Annotated in this window: 18 protein-coding genes and 1 pseudogene; 13 read left to right on the top strand and 6 right to left on the bottom strand. The window is 62.6% G+C overall.

All coding sequences use genetic code 11. The features are described from left to right. Positions 1–34: 34 nt before the first annotated feature. Positions 35–1,174: a tyramine oxidase subunit B gene (locus LQK83_RS16770; protein WP_230838545.1), complete on the bottom strand. Its 1,140-nt coding sequence runs from the start codon at positions 1,172–1,174 to the stop codon at positions 35–37. A 132-nt stretch (positions 1,175–1,306) separates the two neighbouring features. Next, entirely contained in the window at positions 1,307–2,752 is a 1,446-nt protein-coding gene (locus LQK83_RS16765; protein ID WP_230838544.1) for an APC family permease, read from the bottom strand. A gap of 140 nt (positions 2,753–2,892) precedes the next feature. Between LQK83_RS16765 and LQK83_RS16760 the strand changes: the two genes are divergently transcribed. Further along, positions 2,893–3,918, top strand: a complete 1,026-nt coding sequence (locus LQK83_RS16760; protein WP_230838543.1) for an AraC family transcriptional regulator — start codon at positions 2,893–2,895, stop codon at positions 3,916–3,918. A gap of 3 nt (positions 3,919–3,921) precedes the next feature. Here LQK83_RS16760 and LQK83_RS16755 read toward each other — a convergent pair whose 3' ends face one another. Together LQK83_RS16755 and LQK83_RS16750 are read right to left on the bottom strand one after the other, a co-directional pair. Then, positions 3,922–4,305: a VOC family protein gene (locus tag LQK83_RS16755; RefSeq protein WP_230838542.1), complete on the bottom strand. Its 384-nt coding sequence runs from the start codon at positions 4,303–4,305 to the stop codon at positions 3,922–3,924. Between the two features lie 47 nt (positions 4,306–4,352). Further along, positions 4,353–5,297, bottom strand: a complete 945-nt coding sequence (locus LQK83_RS16750; RefSeq protein ID WP_230838541.1) for a LysR family transcriptional regulator — start codon at positions 5,295–5,297, stop codon at positions 4,353–4,355. Between the two features lie 236 nt (positions 5,298–5,533). Between LQK83_RS16750 and LQK83_RS16745 the strand changes: the two genes are divergently transcribed. After that, positions 5,534–7,042, top strand: a complete 1,509-nt coding sequence (locus tag LQK83_RS16745) for an aldehyde dehydrogenase family protein (RefSeq protein WP_230838540.1) — start codon at positions 5,534–5,536, stop codon at positions 7,040–7,042. 197 nt (positions 7,043–7,239) lie between these two features. Here the strand turns inward: LQK83_RS16745 and LQK83_RS16740 are convergent, their stop codons facing one another. Next, a complete protein-coding gene (locus tag LQK83_RS16740; RefSeq protein WP_230838539.1) occupies positions 7,240–7,806 on the bottom strand; it encodes a nuclear transport factor 2 family protein in 567 nt (188 codons plus the stop codon). A gap of 395 nt (positions 7,807–8,201) precedes the next feature. Between LQK83_RS16740 and LQK83_RS16735 the strand changes: the two genes are divergently transcribed. The 8 genes from LQK83_RS16735 to LQK83_RS16700 are packed head-to-tail and all read left to right on the top strand — an operon-like array spanning position 8,202 to position 14,969. Then, complete coding sequence (locus LQK83_RS16735) at positions 8,202–9,383, top strand: amidase (protein ID WP_230838538.1); 1,182 nt, start codon at positions 8,202–8,204, stop codon at positions 9,381–9,383. A 4-nt stretch (positions 9,384–9,387) separates the two neighbouring features. Next, on the top strand, positions 9,388–10,527 hold the full coding sequence (locus tag LQK83_RS16730) for an acyl-CoA dehydrogenase family protein (protein WP_230838537.1): 1,140 nt from the start codon (positions 9,388–9,390) through the stop codon (positions 10,525–10,527). 24 nt (positions 10,528–10,551) lie between these two features. Continuing rightward, positions 10,552–10,914: a hypothetical protein gene (locus tag LQK83_RS16725; RefSeq protein WP_230838536.1), complete on the top strand. Its 363-nt coding sequence runs from the start codon at positions 10,552–10,554 to the stop codon at positions 10,912–10,914. A gap of 18 nt (positions 10,915–10,932) precedes the next feature. Then, entirely contained in the window at positions 10,933–12,207 is a 1,275-nt protein-coding gene (locus LQK83_RS16720) for an aromatic ring-hydroxylating oxygenase subunit alpha (protein WP_230838535.1), read from the top strand. Between the two features lie 2 nt (positions 12,208–12,209). Further along, the gene (locus tag LQK83_RS16715; RefSeq protein WP_230838534.1) at positions 12,210–12,698 is read left to right on the top strand and encodes an aromatic-ring-hydroxylating dioxygenase subunit beta; all 489 of its coding nucleotides are present in this window, start codon (positions 12,210–12,212) and stop codon (positions 12,696–12,698) included. Next, positions 12,698–13,459 carry an SDR family NAD(P)-dependent oxidoreductase gene (locus LQK83_RS16710; RefSeq protein ID WP_230838533.1) on the top strand — a complete coding sequence of 254 codons (762 nt, stop codon included), beginning with the start codon at positions 12,698–12,700 and terminating at the stop codon, positions 13,457–13,459. Before LQK83_RS16715 ends, LQK83_RS16710 begins: the two co-directional genes overlap by 1 nt. An 11-nt stretch (positions 13,460–13,470) precedes the next feature. Then, positions 13,471–14,439, top strand: coding sequence for a PDR/VanB family oxidoreductase (locus LQK83_RS16705; RefSeq protein ID WP_230838532.1), 969 nt, complete (start codon positions 13,471–13,473; stop codon positions 14,437–14,439). Between the two features lie 2 nt (positions 14,440–14,441). Continuing rightward, positions 14,442–14,969, top strand: coding sequence for a flavin reductase (locus LQK83_RS16700; protein WP_230838531.1), 528 nt, complete (start codon positions 14,442–14,444; stop codon positions 14,967–14,969). Between the two features lie 18 nt (positions 14,970–14,987). Here the strand turns inward: LQK83_RS16700 and LQK83_RS16695 are convergent, their stop codons facing one another. Further along, entirely contained in the window at positions 14,988–15,482 is a 495-nt protein-coding gene (locus tag LQK83_RS16695) for a MarR family winged helix-turn-helix transcriptional regulator (protein ID WP_230838530.1), read from the bottom strand. Between the two features lie 105 nt (positions 15,483–15,587). On the opposite strand from LQK83_RS16695, the pseudogene LQK83_RS16690 reads away from it, so the two are divergent. The 3 genes and pseudogenes from LQK83_RS16690 to LQK83_RS16680 form a co-directional block, all read left to right on the top strand. After that, a pseudogene (locus tag LQK83_RS16690) lies at positions 15,588–15,938 on the top strand (IS6 family transposase); the annotation flags it as partial. Positions 15,939–16,244: 306 nt separating this feature from the next. Then, the gene (locus tag LQK83_RS16685) at positions 16,245–17,225 is read left to right on the top strand and encodes an ABC transporter substrate-binding protein (RefSeq protein WP_230838529.1); all 981 of its coding nucleotides are present in this window, start codon (positions 16,245–16,247) and stop codon (positions 17,223–17,225) included. Further along, on the top strand, positions 17,222–18,256 hold the full coding sequence (locus LQK83_RS16680) for a FecCD family ABC transporter permease (protein WP_230838528.1): 1,035 nt from the start codon (positions 17,222–17,224) through the stop codon (positions 18,254–18,256). The genes LQK83_RS16685 and LQK83_RS16680 overlap by 4 nt, the downstream gene beginning before the upstream one ends. Positions 18,257–18,269 lie beyond the last annotated feature (13 nt).

Here is an 18,269-nt window from a genome sequence, read left to right as displayed (position 1 = left end):
GGTTCGCGGCTCGACCAAGTTGGCGCAGGGGAAATCAGCGCAGAACGGGAACGTCCCAGAGGTTGAGCTTGACACCGATGCCGCGTTCGATCGCGTTGCGGTAGACGATCGTGCCCCAGGCCACGTCTTCCACCGGCATGCCGCCGACCGACATGATGATGATCTCGTCGTCGTTCTTGCGGCCGGGCGCATCGCCGGCGACGATCTTGCCGATGTCCTCGAGCTGGTCGCGGCTCATCCGGCCTTCGGCGATCATGTCGAGGAATTTGACGCCGATGATCGGAACATGCACATGCGCTGGCTTCGGCAGTTCGTGGAACCAGGCGTCGTAGAGGCCGGTATTGTCGACGACCTTGCGGACATCCGGGCTCTCCATGCCCTCATCGATGTTGCAGAGTGCCGGCATGGCGAGGAACGTGCCGGGGCTGACCCATTCGCGCTTGACCATCGGATAGGTGGACGGATCGCCGACCGCACCGGAATTGCAATAGGTGACGAGATCGGAATTGCGGACCACGTCCTCGATCGTGTCGACCAGTTCGACCTTGGTGACCTGCGGATAGGTTTCCTTCAGCCAGGACAGGAAGCTGTCGAGGCTCTTCTGGCCGCGGCCCTTGACCTTGACCGTATCGATATTCGGGCAGGCGGCGATGAAGGCGGCAAGCGTCGTCTTCGCCATCACACCCGGGCCAAGAATGCCGACCACGCGGGAATCCTTGCGCGCCAGATGGCGGGCGCCGACACCCGGGATCGCACCGGTGCGATAGGCCGAAAGCAGGTTCGCCGACATGAAGGCGAGCGGCGCGCCGGTATCGGCATCGTTCAGGCAGAACATGAGGATCGAGCGCGGCAGGCCCTTTTCGCGGTTCTCGATGTTGGAGCCATACCATTTCATGCCGGCGGTGCGGAAACGGCCGCCGAGATAGGCGGGCATGGCCATGAAGCGGCGGTCGGCCGTCGGCTTCGGCATGTCCGGAAAGGGCGAGTTTTCCGGGAAGCTGATGGCGGCGCCATGGCTGTCGCTGTTGGGACCGGCCATTCGGTAGTCGCCGTGATAGAGCAGGCCGAACATTTCTTCCATGGCATCGACGCAGGCCGGCATTTCGGTGACGCCGGCGCGGATCATGTCCTGCTCGGAGAGATAGATGAAGTCGATCTTGGTATTCTCGGTCATGGATTTTACTCTCGTTCGGGTAAGGCTTCGCTGGCCTGCCTCTCAGCAACTGCGGCTGCGGGCGGGTTGGCGTGTGAAGGCTTGTTTCCAGGGGGTGAAGGGCATGGCTATGCGCCATGCCCGATATTGTTCTCAGTCGGCGAAGACCCGGCCGAGAGCGGCATAGCGCTCGGGGCTCGCCTTCTTGATCGAAAGGGCGAAGGCCGCGCCGATCAGGCCGATCAGGACCACGAGGACGGGGAAGGAGTCGACCACGATGTTCGATGCACCCGCCAGCAGGCCGAGATTGGAAATGACGAGGACGATTGCACCGGCAAGGCCAATGAGCGCCAAGATCGGCGCGATCGTGGTCCGCCACGGGCCGTAGCCCTTGTTGTCCTTGCGGAAGAACATGACGATGGCGATAGAGACCAGCGCCTGCACCGACAGGATGCCCAGCACCGCAAGCGCCGACATGTAGGAGAAGACGACCGCGAACGGGTCCTGTCCGGTGATGGCGAAGGCGGCCAGGAAGAAGGCGGCGATACCCGACTGCAGCATGCCGGCGACATGCGGCGAGCCATGCACTTCATGCACCTTGCCCAGGACCTTGAAAGCCAGCCCTTCCCGGCCGAGCGCGAAGAAATAGCGGTTCAGCGTGTTGTGGAAGGACAGGATGCAGGCAAACAGGCTGGTGATCAGCAGGATGTTCATCGCATGCGCGGCCCAGGGACCAATGACGGTCGCGGCGGCATCGAAATAGAGCGTGTTGAGCGCGCCATTCGCCGTCGCCTGGATCTTGGACGGGCCATAGTACTGCACGATCGCCCAGGTCGAGAAGGCATAGAAGACTGCGATCAGCAGAACCGAGAGATAGGTGGCGCGCGGAATTGTGATTTCCGGACGATGAGCTTCCTCGCCGAAAATGGCGGTTGCCTCGAAGCCGATGAAGGAGCCGACGACGAAGACGAGCGAGACACCCAAGCCCGGCGTGAACACGGTCGACGGCATGAAGGCGGATGCGCTCATGCCTTCCGGACCCCCGCCATGCAGGATGATGCCGATGTCGAGCAGCAACAGGATCAGCATTTCGGCGAACATGCATACGCCAAGGATCGCACCCGAAAAGGCGATGTTGCGCTGTCCGGCGAGATGCGTGATGACGAGGACAACGAAGGACCAGACCCACCAGGGCAGATCGAGCCCAAGGGCCGCGAAGGCGCCATTGGTGAAGACGCCGATGAGACCGTAGACAGCGATCTGCACAGCACTGTAGGTCAGGAGCGCGATGAAGGCGCCGGCCACGCCGGCCGGCTTGCCGATGCCGTTGGCGATATAGGTATAGAACGCGCCGGCACCGCTGATGTGACGGCTCATGGCCGTGAAGCCGACGGAAAAGATCAGATAGAGAAGGCCCGCGAGAACGAAGGCGCCGGGAACGCCGGCCCCGTTTCCGAAGGCGAATGCCGGCGGCGTGGCGCCGACAACGGCCGTGAGCGGCGCGGCAGCCGCTACGACGAAGAAGACGATGTGCGCAATGCCGACAGAATTGCCGGCCAGCTTTCCACTGGGCGCAGTGAGACTCTCACCAGTTTTCATGTTGAACCCCTTTTATGTGATTAATTGTTATTTGCGAAATCTAGGGAAGATTTTTGCGCTGCAATATTGCAATCCATGCCGCAAATTTGATAATTTACGTCACCATTCACGCAATTTTCACACTGTCGCGGAGTCGTGGCATGAAGGAAGTGCATCGCCGGACCGGGAATGTCGCCTTCATCCGCGTGGCCGCGATCACGCCGCTGATCCATCAGTTCGACAGGCGGCAGGAAAAGGCGCGCGTGCTTCTCGCCCGCCACCGGCTCCCGCAATCCCTGCTGGAAGATCCTTACGCAGTGATCCCGCTGCAAAGGTTCATCGCCTTTTTCGAAGATGCGGCGGAAGCTCTCGAAGACCCCTTCTTTGGCGCGAAGCTTGGCTCGGTCTTCAAGCCGGCCGACATCGGCCCGCTCGGCATGCTGTTTTCGCTATCTCCCACGATCAAGGATGCATTCGAGCGGATATCCAAGTTCGTCAATTCGCTGCAGAACTCCACCAGTTCGCAGTTCGTCGAGGACGGTGACAGCTTCGTCTGGACCTACCGCATCGCAGACCAGTCGATCTGGCCACGGCGGCAGGATGCCGAATATTCGCTTGCGGCCAGCTGCCAGCTGGTGCGCTCGAACTTCTCCTCAACCTGGAAACCGGACGAGGTGCATTTCGAGCATGACGCGCCGGCGGATCCGGATGTCCTGCGCCGGATCTTCCGCGCGCCGGTTCTCTTCCGCCAGTCGAGCAACCGCATGATCATGCGCACACAAGAGATCACGCGCGTCTATCGCAGCGATAACAAGGAACTGGCGGCGATCCTCGAACGCCATATCGCCGACCTGATCGAGGAAACGGAAGTGGGCCAGAGCATGGCCTCAAAGGTGACGGCGCTGATTGAGCACTATGTCGGCCGCAGGCCGGTGACGATCGGCTTCCTTGCGGAGGAATTGGGCATGAACGCACGCACGCTGCAACGCCAGCTCGAGCGCGAAGGCACGAGCGTGCGCAGTCTCATGCAGACCCACCGGCAACAGCTTGCCGCGAACCTGCTTGCCGCGGGCAAAAAGAGCTCAATTTCGGAAATCGCCGAGACGCTGGGCTATGCCGACAGCGCCGTGTTCGGCCGGGCCTTCAAGACCTGGACCGGGCACGCACCATCACGGACAGGAAAATAGGCCTCAGATTCTGGGATCAAGGCTACGGATCACCGCCACTGCGTTGCCCTTCTCCGGCAGGAATTCCAGCAGGATGCCATTTTCCAGAAGAAGCCAATTGTCGCCCTTTGCAGTGGAGACTGCACCGCGGGCTCGGGAAGCCTCGATAGCGGCCGGCACGTCCTTGCAGACAATGCCGAGATGACCGAAGCGGCCCTCAGGTCCAGTAAAATTCGGATCGGCAATCAACTGAATACCACCCTGCAGCCAGACCTGCGTTGGGGCCTCCTGGGTCCCGTCCCGCTTGGTCACGCCCATGCCCAGCACCTCAGCGAAAAAATCGATCATCGGTACGATGTCCCGGACGAAGAAGGCCGTGTGTTCGACATAAGCAGTGGTAGCGGACATGAGAGAGACCTTTGTCTGTGAAGTGTCAATGAAGGTATGGGAAACGTTCAGGCGGAGAAGCGAGCCGGAACATCCGCTTCGGCGCCCCAGGCCCGTTCGAGATCATTGTCGCGGACGTAGCGCACCAGGGCATCGATGAAAAGCCGGGTGCGGGCCGGAAGATGCGTACGCGTCGGGAAAGCGACGTTCATCGTCAGCGGCTGCAGCCGCCAATCGGGAAGAACCTGCACCAGACGCCCGGCCTCGATGTCGTCGCGCACGACATAGGCCGGCTGGACGAGAATGCCCATGCCATCAAGCGCTGCCCGTTTAAGAGCCATGCCGTCGTTGCAGGTCATCTCTCCGTAGACCGGCAGACGCTTGACCAAACCCTGACGGTGAAAGGTGAGATGATCCCAATCGTCGGAAAGGGTGTAGAGCAGCAGCGCATGACGCTCCAGATCTTCCGGAACCGCCGGCGCGCCTCGCGCCGCGAGATAAGAGGGCGAAACGGTCAGGATGCGCGGCACTTCGGCCAGCTTGCGCATGGTCACCGAACTGTCCGCCTCAACGCGGCGGGTGCGGATGGCGAGATCGAGGCCGCTTTCGACGAGGTCGCAATAGCGGTTGGAAATCTGCAGATCGACCTGCACGGCCGGATGATCAATCTTGAATTGCCGGATCACCGGCAAAAGATGCAGCAGCGAGAAGGCCAGCGACGCACCCACCCGCAGCATGCCGAGCGGTTCGGCCTTGACCGCGCTGACGCTCTCTTCCGCCGCGTTGAGAGTGCCGAGGATTTCGCGGGCCTTTCCTGCAAAGCGCTCGCCCTCGAGCGTCAGCGACAATTGCCGTGTCGTGCGCTGGACGAGGCGCACGCCGAGGCGGTTTTCAAGGCTGGCCAGACAGCGGCTGACGCCGGATACGGACAGGCCGAGAAGATCGGCCGCGCGCGTCAGGCTCGCCTCGTCTGCGATACGGGTAAACACTTCCAGTTCGGTAAAACGATCCATGGCATTACGAGCTCCCCTTTTTATTTACGGTAATATTCATCTAATATTGATGAAGCGCAAGAGCCGTTTGCCTCCGCTCTCCAAATTTTTGCGAACCGCGCAAGAGAGTTTTCCAGCTTACATGATTTATCACGCTTCAAGAGAGTGACAGGCTGCGTGCGAGCATCGGGAGGGCTCACGGCTTCCCAGATACACGAGAAAATATCATTAAAACAATAACCTACAGAGGGATTACCATGCATATCGCCCGACCTGACAGCGCCGTCGAAACGGTGTCCGCCGCCGTCGACACCTTCCTGAAATCGCCAAATGTCTTGATTGGCGGCCAGTCTTCCGGGGCCCAATCCGGGGCTACCTACCCCGTGAACAACCCCGCAACAGGCGATGTCCTCGCCCATGTTCCGGCCTGCGACGCGGCTGATGTCGATCGCGCGGTGAAGGCAGCCGCAGCAGCTTTCGAGGGGCCGTGGTCAACGATGCTGCCGGTTCAGCGACAGGCGCTGATGCTGAAGCTTGCCGATCTGATCGAGGCCAATGGCGAGGAACTGGCGCAACTCGAAACGCTGAACCAGGGCAAGTCGATCATGCTTTCGCGCCTGATCGAGGTACAGTCCTCGGCCGAATATTTCCGCTACATGGCGGGTGCCGCCACCAAGATCGAGGGCTCGACACTTGATGTCTCGATCGCCATTCCGCCCGGCATGCGCTATCAGGCGCAGACGCGCAAGGAACCGGTCGGCGTCGTGGCCGCGATCACGCCGTGGAATTTTCCGCTCAACATGGCCTCCTGGAAGATCGCGCCGGCGCTGGCCGCCGGCTGCACCGTCGTGCTGAAGCCGGCCGAGGAAACGCCGCTCACATCGATCCGGCTGGTTGAACTCTGCCGCGAAGCCGGTTTCCCGGAGGGCGTCGTGAACGTCGTCACCGGCATGGGCGAGACGGCGGGCGCAGCACTCGTCGCCCATCCGGGCGTCGCCAAGATCACCTTCACAGGCTCGACCGAGACCGGCAAGCTGATCGGCGTTCAGGCCATGAAGGACATGAAGCGCGTCACGCTCGAACTCGGCGGCAAGGCCCCGATGGTCATGTTCGACGACATGGATCTCGATCTTCTCGGTGCCGCCGCCGGCATCGGCGTCTTCTTCAACACCGGGCAGACCTGCTGCGCCGCCACCCGCATCTATGCCCAGAAGGGCATCTATGAGAAGGCGCTGGAGGTGATCGCCAATGTGTCGCGCAGCCTTGCGATCGGCTCGGGCCTCAATCCGATGAACCAGATCAATCCGCTGGTTTCCGCCAAACATCAGAAGCACGTGAAAGCCTGCATCGCCCGTGGCATCGAGCAGGGCGCGACACCGGTCATCAACGGCAGCGCACCGGACAAGGGCTTCTTCGTCGCACCGGAACTCTTCACCGATGTCCGCCAGGACATGTCCCTCATGCAGGACGAGGTCTTCGGCCCGGTCGTCACGATCACGCCCTTCGAGGACGCGGACGAGGCGATCGCCAAGGCCAACGACACCCGCTACGGCCTCGGCGCATCCATCTGGACCAACGATCTCAACAAGGTCATGCGCTATGTGCCGAGAATCCAGGCTGGCACGGTCTGGGTCAACAGCCACAACATCCCCGACCAGAACATGCCCTTCGGCGGCTTCAAACAATCCGGCATCGGCCGCGAACACGGCAGCCGCGCGCTGGAGAATTATCTGGAGACGAAATCGGTCTGCATCGCCTATCGGTGATGGACTGCAATCTCTCGAAACACGAAGGGCCGGTCAAAACCGGCCCTTTTCCTTTATTCCGTCATGCCGGACTTGAGCCGGCATCCAGTGCGATCACGTCCGTGATCGCGAGAGACTCTTTTCACGGCGCATACGCGCCGTGGCTGGATACCGGTTCAAGGCCGGTATGACGGAGAATTGGGCGCTAAGCTGAGCCTTCAAGGCTTCATCAGCACCGACTTCGACGGATAATCCGAGGCCCAGGTGGCGGGAAGCGGAGCGACAAAGACGTTTTCGGTGCGGGTGCGGGTGATCTTCCACACGCCGTCCGGCTCCTTGCGGAACGTGTTGTTGAGGCGAGAGGAACGAAGGAGCGCCTTGCCGTCGGAGAAGAGCCAGGGCTGCATGTGGACCCACTGGCCGTCAGCCGTCGTGCCGTTCGCATGGACGTGGATCTGTTCCGATGTCAGGTAATGACAGTTGAGGATCAGCGCCGGATCGGTCTTCCCGCCCCAGAAACCCTGGAAGTGCTTGCGGATGGCGGCGGCACCCACGGCGCGGCCGAACTGGTTATCGTAATATTCGCCGACGCCTTCCCAGACCGCGTCTTCCGTATAGAGCTGCATGATCAGTTCGATCCGCTCGGCATCGTCGGCCACGCCGAATTCCGGGTTGGGCGTATCGCAGAGGAACATGTAGCGCGCCTGGATGCGGCGGATGTCGGCTTCTGCTTCCAAAGTCTCGATACGACGCACCAGCGCCGCGATGTCTGTCTGATTGGTCATGATGGTATCCCGTTCGCGGGCGCTTCAAGCCCGTCAGCGGGCGCGCCTTCCCCAGAAATCCTAGTCTCGACCTGACAAGCGTCAAGCGGTAATATTCACGTAATTTGCGGTCATGGGAGAAAACACTTTCCCGGATTCTGCAAGAATGATCGGCCGGGACTCGTGCTATAGATGTCGCTGCGCTCTACCCTTGCTGAAGTGGTGGGGCCGAAAATTGAGCATGATCGAGACCTGTTCGAAACGGCCCGTCCCAGCGGCGGCGCCGCTTTTGGCGTTTCAAGTTATTGATATAAAAGATTATTTTTCACATTTCTCAAAATCGCCAATTGACAGTCCTCAGATTTACGGTAACATTCACGTAATAACTGGGGAACGGGCAGAAGCCCGACTGTTCAATGTCGCACGCAGCAAGCCATCACGACGCCTATGGCGTCTTCGCATCGCAATTTGCGCTTGGGCCGCAGGACGGCGCCACGCAGGTCCTGACGGCTGCGATCAAAGATTGCCTCGATATCGAAGGCCTGGTGACGCGCTGTGGTTCTCAGGCGCTGGCCGATGCCGCGCCTGCAAAATCCCATGCCGATGTGGTTGCGAGCCTGCTGTCCGCCGGCTGCCGCATCGTCGGCAAGACGAAGATGCATGAGCTTGCCTATGGCATGACCGGCATCAACGCGTTCGAGGGAACGCCCATCAATCCGCGCTATCCCGACCGTATTCCGGGCGGATCGTCGTCTGGTTCGGCGGCAGCCGTGGCTGCCGGCCTCGTCGATTTCGCCGTCGGCACGGATACGGGCGGCTCCATCCGCCAGCCGGCCATCTGCTGCGGCGTCATCGGGTTCAAGCCGACCTTTGGCCGCGTCAGCCGCAAGGGTGCGCTGCCCGCGCAGTCCTCGCTCGACTGTATCGGCCCGTTTGCGCGCAGCCTCTCCATGATCGAGCGCGCCATGTCCGCCATCGACCCGACGTTTCAGGCCGAGGGCTTCGATCGCCCGCTCCGCATCGGCCGGCTCGGGCTGGACGACGGTATCGAGCCCCGCATGGCCGCGGCGATGCAGGCCGTGGAGGCCGGTGAAAACGGCGTGATCGAAGACATCGAACTGCCGCTGCTCGATGCCGCCTTCAAGGCCGGCATGACGATCATCGCCCGCGAGACGCTTCTGGCCAATGCCGCCCTGATGGAGCGCCCTGAACTGTTGGGCGACGATGTGCGCAAGCGTCTGGAAGGTGCCCGCAGCGTGAGCGACGCCGAAATCGCGGAGGCCGAAGACATTCGGACCCATTTCACGGCCGAAGTCGATGCGCTGTTCGAGCGGTTCGACATACTGCTGACCCCTGCCCTGCCGGTGCCGCCGCCGCTTTTGTCGGAGGCAAACGAACCGGCAAAGGTGCTGACGCTGACGCGCTATCTGCGGCCCTTCAATCTTTCGGGTCACCCGGCCCTCGTGCTCCCAGCCGAAACGTCCGACAGCCTGCCCTCGGGCATCCAGCTTGTGGCCCCCAAGGGCGCGGACGCCCGGCTGATCGCGATGGCCCGCCGGCTCATCGAAACCAATTCGACTTTCCAGATGGAGGAATAAGACGATGAATTATCATGCCCCTCCGGCTTCGGCCGCAGCGCTTGAGGCGTTGAAGAGCGAAATCAGCGCCCGGTCGGAAGAGTTCCAGGCGCTGCGCCATATCCCGAAGGACATTGTCGCCAAGTTTCAGGCCGTCGGCGTCTACCGCGCCTTCGTGCCGAAGCGTTTCGGCGGCGATGAACTGGCCCCGCAGGATTTCTGTCGCCTCATCGAGGATATTTCGGCCGCCGACGCCTCCGCAGGTTGGGTAGCAAGCTTCGGCGTCTCGGCCACCTATCTGGCCGCGCTGCCGCCGGAAACCTATGCCGCGATCTATGGCGCGAACCCGAACACGGTTTTTGCCGGCGCCATGTTCCCGCCACAGCCCGCCAAACGCGTCGAAGGCGGTCTGGAAGTCTCCGGCCGCTGGCCCTGGGGCTCGGGCGTCATGGGTGCGGACATTGTCGGCGCCGGCATCAAGATCGAGGGCGAGGACAGCCCCCTGCCCCGCACCGCCGTCCTGCCGCGCGCCAAGGCGCGTGTCGACGAGGACTGGGACACGGTCGGCCTTCGCGCCACCGGCAGCCACGACATCGTCATCGACAAGGCCATCGTGCCGGAGGAATGGACCTTCATTCGCGGCGGCAAGCCGCAGCAGGACGACCTGATCTTCCGCTATCCGGCCATGGCGCTTGCCGCGCAGGTTCTCGCCGTCGTGGCGCTCGGCGCGGCCCGCTCAGCACTCGACTGGGTGCACAGCAATGCGCTCGCCCGCGCCTCCGTCACCGGTGCACCGAGCCCGGCCGCGCGGGCCTATATCCAGATCGATTTCGCCAAGGCAGAGGGCATTTTGATGGGCGCGCGCTCGGCCTTCTACGACGCGATCGAGGAAGGCTGGCGGCAGATGCAGGCGAACGGCGAAGTCGATCGCCCGACGCTCATCCGCCTGCGCCACGCAGCGTCGAAGGCCGCGCAGGATGGCGCGGAAGCGGCCCGTCTCGCCTTTGTCATGGGCGGCTCGGAAGCCATGGCAACCGGCCATCCGCTCGGCCGCAAGATGATCGACGCGGCCTGCGTCGCCCAACACGCCTTTATCAATTCGGGCAGCTGGCAGGCGGCGGGCGCCGCGCTCTTCGGCCAGCCAACCCCGCCCGGTTATCCGTGATCACGGCACGAGAGGAACAATAGTATGTCTGAACCGACACCCATCCGCACGCTTCTTTGCCTCGCCGTTCAGCCGGCCTTTTTCGATCTGCCCTTCAGCGAGATCGGCGCGGTCTGGAAGGCGACGCAGGCCTTCATGTCCGGCGTCGCGAAACTCGAAGGCGTGACCGTCCTCGGCACGCTCGACGATGACCAGACCCAGGTCGGCACGTCGCCGTCCTTCCCCTGGACCTGGTACATGCTGTGCGATTTCCCCGACCGCCAGTCGGTGATTGCCGCCTGCAACCTGCTGCGCACGATCGTCGTCGATGATGCCGATCACCGCCTGTGGAAATACATGCGCGTCGAGGCCCGCATGGGCCGGGCGCTCACCATTCCCGAACTTTGAACCCTGAAAGGAGCAGCCATGTTGCAGGCTCAAGAGAAATTCAGTGATCTCGACGCGCTCTATTCGCCGGACGCCAAGGTCGCGACCTCCATGTACGAGAATTCCGACCTCTTCAACGAAGAGATGGAACGCATCTTCAAGCGCACCTGGGTCTGGGTCGCCCATGACAGCGAACTCGCCGACAAGGGCTCGTTCAAGCTGTCGAATGTGGGCTTGGAACCGGTCATTGTCGTCCGCGACCGCAAGGGCGATGTAAATGTGCTGGTCAACCGGTGTCGCCACCGCGCCGCCACCGTCTGCGAGGTGAAGAAGGGCAAGACGTCGTCCTTCCAGTGCCCCTATCACGGCTGGGGCTATGGCCTTGACGGCTCGCTGCGCGGCCTGCCCTATCCCGAACAGTATGGCGAGGATTTCGACAAGGGCGCGCATGGCCTGAAGAAGCTGCGCACCGAGAGCTATAACGGCATGATCTTCGCGACTTTCAACGACGAGGTCGAGCCGCTTGTCGACTTCCTCGGGCCGGAAGTGTGCCGCTATATCGACCTCTTCATGAAGCAGGGCGGCGGCTTCCCGATCAAGGTTCTCGGCGAACATCAGTTCACTGTGCCCATGAACTGGAAGGTGCAGCTCGAGAACACGACCGACGCCTATCACTTCCCTGTCGTGCACAAGAGCTTCATGCAGTCGCTCGACGGCGATGCGGAAGAGGCCTTCAAGTTCCTCGACACCGGCAAGGGCTATGTCGAAGACCTCGGCAACGGCCATTCCGTCATGGTCATGATCCCCGAGCGCATCGATCTCGATGAAAATCTCGACGATCCTATCGAGGAGCGCTTCCAGCCGCTCGTGCAGGAATTGCGTGACGAGGGCTATCCGGAGGACCAGGTCAAGAAGATCGTCCGCGCCGTCGGCGGGGCGGGCTTCAACCTCAACCTCTTCCCGAATGTCTCCTTCTCGCTCGCCTTCTTCCGTGTGCTGACCCCGGTCAACGTGGAACGGACCGACATCCGCCACATCGCGCTCGGCATGGACGGCGGGCCGGCCGCGGCCAACCGCATGCGGATGCGGCTGCATGAGCATTTCCAGGGCCCGATGGGCTTCGGCTCGCCGGACGATGCGGAAGTGTGGGAACGCGTGCAGCGCGGCACCAAGGGCGGTGAGGACCTGCCCATCCTCGTCAATCGCGGTCTGGTCGACGAACAGCCCGGCGCGCTCGGCCCCCGGGGCCATATCAGCGCCGAAACCGGCATGCGCGCCGCCTACAAGATGTGGAAGAGGATGATGTCGCTATGAACATGATGACGAAAACCAACGATCTGGCGCTCCTGCAGAAGGTCAGTGCCTTCCTCTGGGAGGAAGCTGCCCTTCTCGACGCCAAGGACTACGGCACCTGGCTTTCGCTCTGGCTGACCGAAGGCTTCTACACGCTGCCGATCGGCGAAGGCGACGACTTCGACAATCAGCTCAACCTCTGCCACGACAATGACCGGATGCGGCGCGACCGCATACAGCGTTTCCAGCAGGGCTTCTCGATCTCCTCGGCCCCGCCGGCCCGCACCGTGCGCACGGTCTCCCGCTTCGTCATCGAAAGCGTCGAGGGCGACACGGTGACGGTTTCCAGCGCCGAACATGTGATCGAGGACAAGTTCGGCCGCCAGCGCGTCTGGGCCGGCAATATGCGCCACACGCTCGTTGCCTCCGGCGATGGCTTCAAGATCCGCGCCAAGGTCGTGCGGCTGCTCAACTCGGATGGGATGCTGAATTCGTTCAGCTATCTGTTCTGATGGCGGCCCCCCTGCCTGAGAAGATCCAGACCGCCGTGGTGACGGGCGGCGCACGCGGCCTCGGGGCCGAGATCGTGCGCGCGCTCCACCGCGAAGGGTTCCGGGTCGTGATCACCGATATCGAGGCGGATGCAGGCGCAGCGCTCGCCTCCGAACTCGATCTCGCCGGCGAAACAGCGGTGACGGCAACGCTCGACGTGAACAAGCCTGCCGATTTCCAGGAGGTTCTCGACAAGAGCGTCGAGCGCTGGGGGTCGGTGGAAGTGCTGGTCAACAATGCGGCGCGCACGGCGGTCAAGCCGCTGCTCGACATCGATCCGGCGGACTTCAACGCGATCCTGACGACCAATGCCGGCGGCACCTTTGCCGGCAGCCAGATCTTCGGTCGGCATTTCAAGGACCGCGGCTATGGTCGCATCGTCAATCTCGCCTCGCTGGCGGGACAGAATGGCGGCACGGCGACGGGCGCGCATTACGCCGCCTCCAAGGGCGCGATCCTGACGCTGACCAAGGTGTTCGCCCGCGATCTCGCCTCCTTCGGCGTGACCTGCAACGCAATCGCCCCCGGTCCCATGGATACGCCCATGGTCCGCTCGGTGATCACACCGGACAAGATGGCGGCGGCGCTGGCCAATATCCCGGTAGGCCAACTGGGTGACCCGGTCTTCGTCGCCGAACTGGTGGCACTGCTGGCCGGGCCGAAAGCATCCTTCGTCAATGGCGCCTGCTGGGACGTCAATGGCGGCATCTACATGCGATAACGGAGGAGAACATGGGCGCGAACACGCTGAAACTGAAAGTCGCCGAGCGCATCGAGGAGCCCGGCAACATCCTGCGCCTGCGGCTCGTTGAAGCTTCCGGCGCGCCGCTCCCGGCCTTCGAGGCCGGCGCACATCTCGATCTGCATCTCAAGGATGGTTCGACGGATCTGTGGCGGCAATATTCGCTCTGCTCCGATCCCTCGAAATCAGACGCTTACGAGATCGGCGTGCTGCGCGATCCGAAATCGCGCGGCGGCTCCGTCGCCGTCCACAAGCTGGCGCAGGCTGGAAGCACCTTCGAGGTCGATGGCCCGCGCAATCATTTCCCGCTGGAAGAGAACGCGGAGGTCTCCGTTCTGCTCGGCGGTGGCATCGGGATTACGCCCATGCTGGCCATGGCGCAGCGTCTCCACGCGCTGAACCGCGATTTCGTGCTGCATTACTGCACGCGCTCGGAAAGCGTGACGGCCTTCAAGAGCCTGATCGAATCCGCATCCTGGGCCGACAAGGTGGTCTTCCACTTTGACGACCAGCCGGCAGAACAGCGACTCGATCTCGCCCGCGATCTGCCGAAGCCGGCCCCCGGCACGCATCTCTATGTCTGCGGCCCGCAGGGCTTCATGGATTGGGTGATCAACACGGCGGAAGGGGCCGGCCACGCCAGGGCGAATGTCCACCGCGAGTATTTCTCGGCCGATGTCGACCAGTCCGGCGGCGGGTTCGAGGTGGTCGCGAACCGCTCCGGTGTGACCGTCCGCGTCGAGGCCGGCAACACGATCGCCAAGGCGCTGGCCGCCGCCGGCATCAAGATCGAAGTGAAATGCGAGGAAGGCGTGTGCGGCACCTGCGTCACGGACGTGCTGGACGGCATACCCGACCATCGCGACAAATTCCTCACCGATGAGGAACGCGAGGAATGCTCGATGATCTGCGCCTGCTGCTCGCGCGCAGCCACCCCCACCCTGGTACTGGATGTTTGATCATGACCCAAGATGCCACCCCCCAAGTCACCAATCCGCAAGTCCCCTCGCCGGAAGCGCTTGCCTTCCGCAACGGCATGAGCCGCCTGGGCGCGGCCGTGAACATCGTGACCACCGACGGCCCGGCGGGTCGCCACGGGCTGACCGTCTCGGCCGTCTGCTCCGTCACCGACCAGCCGCCGACGCTGCTCGTCTGCATCAACCGCAAGGCCTTCTCGCATGATGCCTTCGTGGAAAACGGCGCGATCTGCGTCAACGTTTTGAGCCCGACGCATCAGGACCTGTCGCGCGCCTTTGCCCGCTGGACCGGCGAGGACCGCTTTGCCACGACCGAATGGCACACGCGGGCAACCGGCGCGCCGGTTCTGGCGGATGCCGCTGTCGCCTTCGACTGCCGCATCGTCGATCAGCAGTCACGTGGCACGCACACGGTGTTCTTCTGCGAGGTTGTCACGACCGAGGTCGCCGAGGGAGAGGCCAATGGTCTCGTCTGGTTCGACCGCGCCTTCCACCCGCTCGAGCCACATTGATGGCCCGCGCGACCGACCTTACGCCCCTTCGAGCTGCAGGAAGACCTTCTCGAGAAGGCCGTTCAGCTGCGCCAGTTCGTCGGGCGTAATGTTTACGAAAGAGGAGGCAAAGACATGGTCGGCCTCCTTGCGGGCAAGACGGCGCAAGCGGTCACCCTCCGTTGTGAGGCAGACTTCCGTCACGCGCCCGTCGCTGGGCCGCACACGGGTCACGACCAGGCCGTCGGCAATCATGCGCTGGACGATCTTGGTGACAGTGTTGAGCTTGATGACCGCGTAATCGGCAATTTCCGAGACGCTCAGATGCTCGTCCTCGTAAAGCGACATCAGGACACGCCAGCGCGCGAGGTCGAGATCGAGTGGCTTCAGCCGGCGCTCCAGAACCTGCGCGTAGCGCGCGTTCACCCGCGACACCCAGTAAAATGGCCAGTCTTTCTTCATGCGCTTTTCCGCGGCGACGACGGGATAATCGCCGGCATGAACACTCGCATCGGAAGCTCTTGTGTCAGTCATGGATGTCTCGCGCCTACAAGGTCTTTTTGCTTTTCCTCACCGGTCGGGCAAAGACGCGTAAACGCGCCTTCCCGCCGGATCAGCCTCGAAGGCGATAGAGGAAAAATCCACCATTCGCAACTCTTGGAGGGGCATCGCTTCCCCGCTGAAATCATTGCCCATGCCGTGTGGCTGTATTTCCGGTTTCCCATCAGCCTGCGGATGGTCGAGGACATGCTGGCGGCGCGAGGGATCATCGTTTCGCATCAAACGGTCCGGCTTTGGGCAGAGACATTCGGACGCGCCTTCGCCAGCCAGATCCGTCAACGTTCGTGCGGCCGGCTCGGCGATAAATGGCATCTCGACGAGATCGTCATTTCGATCCGAGCCGAGAATCATTGGCCATGGCGCGCCGTTGATCAGGACGGATTTGTGCTCGAGGCGCTGGTGCAAAGCCGCCGCAATGCCAAGGCAGCCTCCGGAAAACCAGGCGCGGTTCAACGCGCTTGGGAATGTTCTCTGACTGGGTGGCGGATGCTGTCCGGCAGAATTTTCAATGACCGCTGTTCTGCCAGCTATCGTACGTCTGTGCCCCCTTAATGTTCAGAGGCCATATTGTAGACCCTTTCAATTTCGACGTTCTCGCCCCTTTCCAGGCTGTAATTGCAGATCCGCAAGTCAAATTCCGCGCAATCCCTCCAACGTCATTGTCAAATAAAGGTGATTGAAACACTCAAGTTAATTGGCTAAGCATCGCGCAACGACATCAACGGAGCGCTGCACATGCCTGGATTTTCGAAGATCGCCCTCGGCCTCTCCCTCACGCTTTGCCTGGCGGGCGCGGCAGTGGGCCATGCGCAGGAGGCCAAGACCCGACCCTTTACCGACGAGCGCGGCGTGACGGTTCAGGTGCCGGCGCATCCGCAGCGGATTGCCTCGATTTCCTACTTCGCCACGGACGTCGCGTTCGCGCTCGGCCTCAAGCCGGTCGCCACGACCTACATGGTCGCCAATCGTTATCCGGATTATCTGCTCGGGCTGACGAAGGACATCAAGCAGATCGGCCAGCGCGCCAAGCCCAATCTGGAGCTGCTTTCGGAAGCCAAGCCTGACCTCATCGTCGGCATGAAGCGTTACACGGTCGGCAATGCCGATGCGCTGCAGAAGATCGCGCCTTACATCGCCTACAACATGGAACTTTTGAGCGAGAGCTACACGGAAGTGGCACAGCTTTCCGACATATTGGGCAAGCCCGAGCGTGGCGCCGAGCTGAATGCCGATTTCAAGAAGCACCTCGCCGAATTCGCGGCCAAGGCGCCGAAGGACAAGCATCCGCGCTTCCAGATCATGTGGGGCGGCGACACGCCCTTCTCCTTCCACACGGAAAACACTGCAGCCTCGATCGTTGCGGCGCTGGGCGGCGACAACATTGCCGGGCCGATGACGCCGGGCGGCAATTTCGGGCTGGAAATCAGCCTCGAGACCATGCTTGCCAAGGACCCGGACGTCATCTTCGTCATGGATAGCGGCCCCGACCGCCCGCATGAAAACAACCCGATCTGGAGCCAGCTCTCGGCGGTCAAGAACAAGCGCGTCTTCTATGTCGGCGACGAATGGGTGGAAACCAACGGCCCGATCGCCCGCGAGCTCGTTCTGCGCGAGGCCGCGCATTATCTCTATCCGGACACCTTCCCGAAGGTGGACATCAAGGCCGAGGCGGCGAAATTCATTCCCGCCAGCCTGAAATCCAGTCTGAACCAATGACAACGGCGACCTTCGCCGGCCCCTTGCGGGCCGGCAATACCCGCGCCGTCCTCCTGGTCACCGCCCTGCTGGCCCTCTCCGCCGTCGTCATCGCCGGCGGCCTGACCGTCGGTACGAAAACGCTCTCCCCGGCGCAAGCGCTCAGCGCGCTCATCCACCCGGACGGGAAGCTCGATTCCATTCTCGTCTGGACCCTGCGCCTGCCGCGCAGCCTTGCTGCCTTCGCGGGCGGCGCGGGCCTTGCCGTCTCCGGCTATCTGCTGCAGACGCTGACCCGCAATCCGCTCGCCGGGCCGGGCCTCACGGGCGTCAGCGCCGGCGCGGTGGCGCCCATCGTCGCCTGTTTCGTCTTCCTGCCGGCGCTGTCCTCGATCTATTATCCCATAATTGGGCTCATCGGCGGGCTCGGTGCCGCCAGTGCCACCTTCTGGATTGCCCGCGGCGGCAATGCCCGGCCGTTGCATCTGGCGCTGGCCGGCATCAGCGTGTCGCTGTTTCTCGGCGCGATCACCACCTACATTCTTCTGCTCAGCGGCCCGCAGGTCCCCTCCCTGCTCTTCTGGCTCTCCGGCGGTTTTCAGGGCCGCAGCTGGCCGCAGCTTTTCCAGATGCTGCCCTGGGTCATCGGCGGTACGCTGCTGGCGCTTTTCAGTCACCGCATCCTGCAGATCCTGTCGCTCAGCGATCAGGCCGCCGCCGGCATGGGGCTCAACCTGGCGTTCTGGAAGCCGCTGCTGCTGCTCATCGCTGCGCTTCCCGTGGCGGGCGTCGCACCGGTGGCCGGTCCGGTCGCCTTCGTGGGGCTCGCCACGCCGCATATCGTGCGCCTCTTGCGCCCTGGCGGGCCGGCCGCAGCGATCGTCCTCAATGTTGCACTGGGCGGGCTGATGACCGTCAGCGCCGATCTGGTCGCCCGCACCGTCGCGCTGCCGAAGGAAATCCCGGTCGGCATCGTCACGGCGCTCATCGGCGGGCCGATCTTCGTCTATCTCGTGCAGCGCCGGAGCCTGCGATTTGCGGGGGAAGCATGACCAGCACCGCCTC

Origin of the sequence: Rhizobium sp. C1 (assembly GCF_021026335.1) — a bacterium.
GTDB lineage: Bacteria > Pseudomonadota > Alphaproteobacteria > Rhizobiales > Rhizobiaceae > Ensifer_A.
This window is presented reverse-complemented; position numbering and strand designations above follow the sequence as displayed.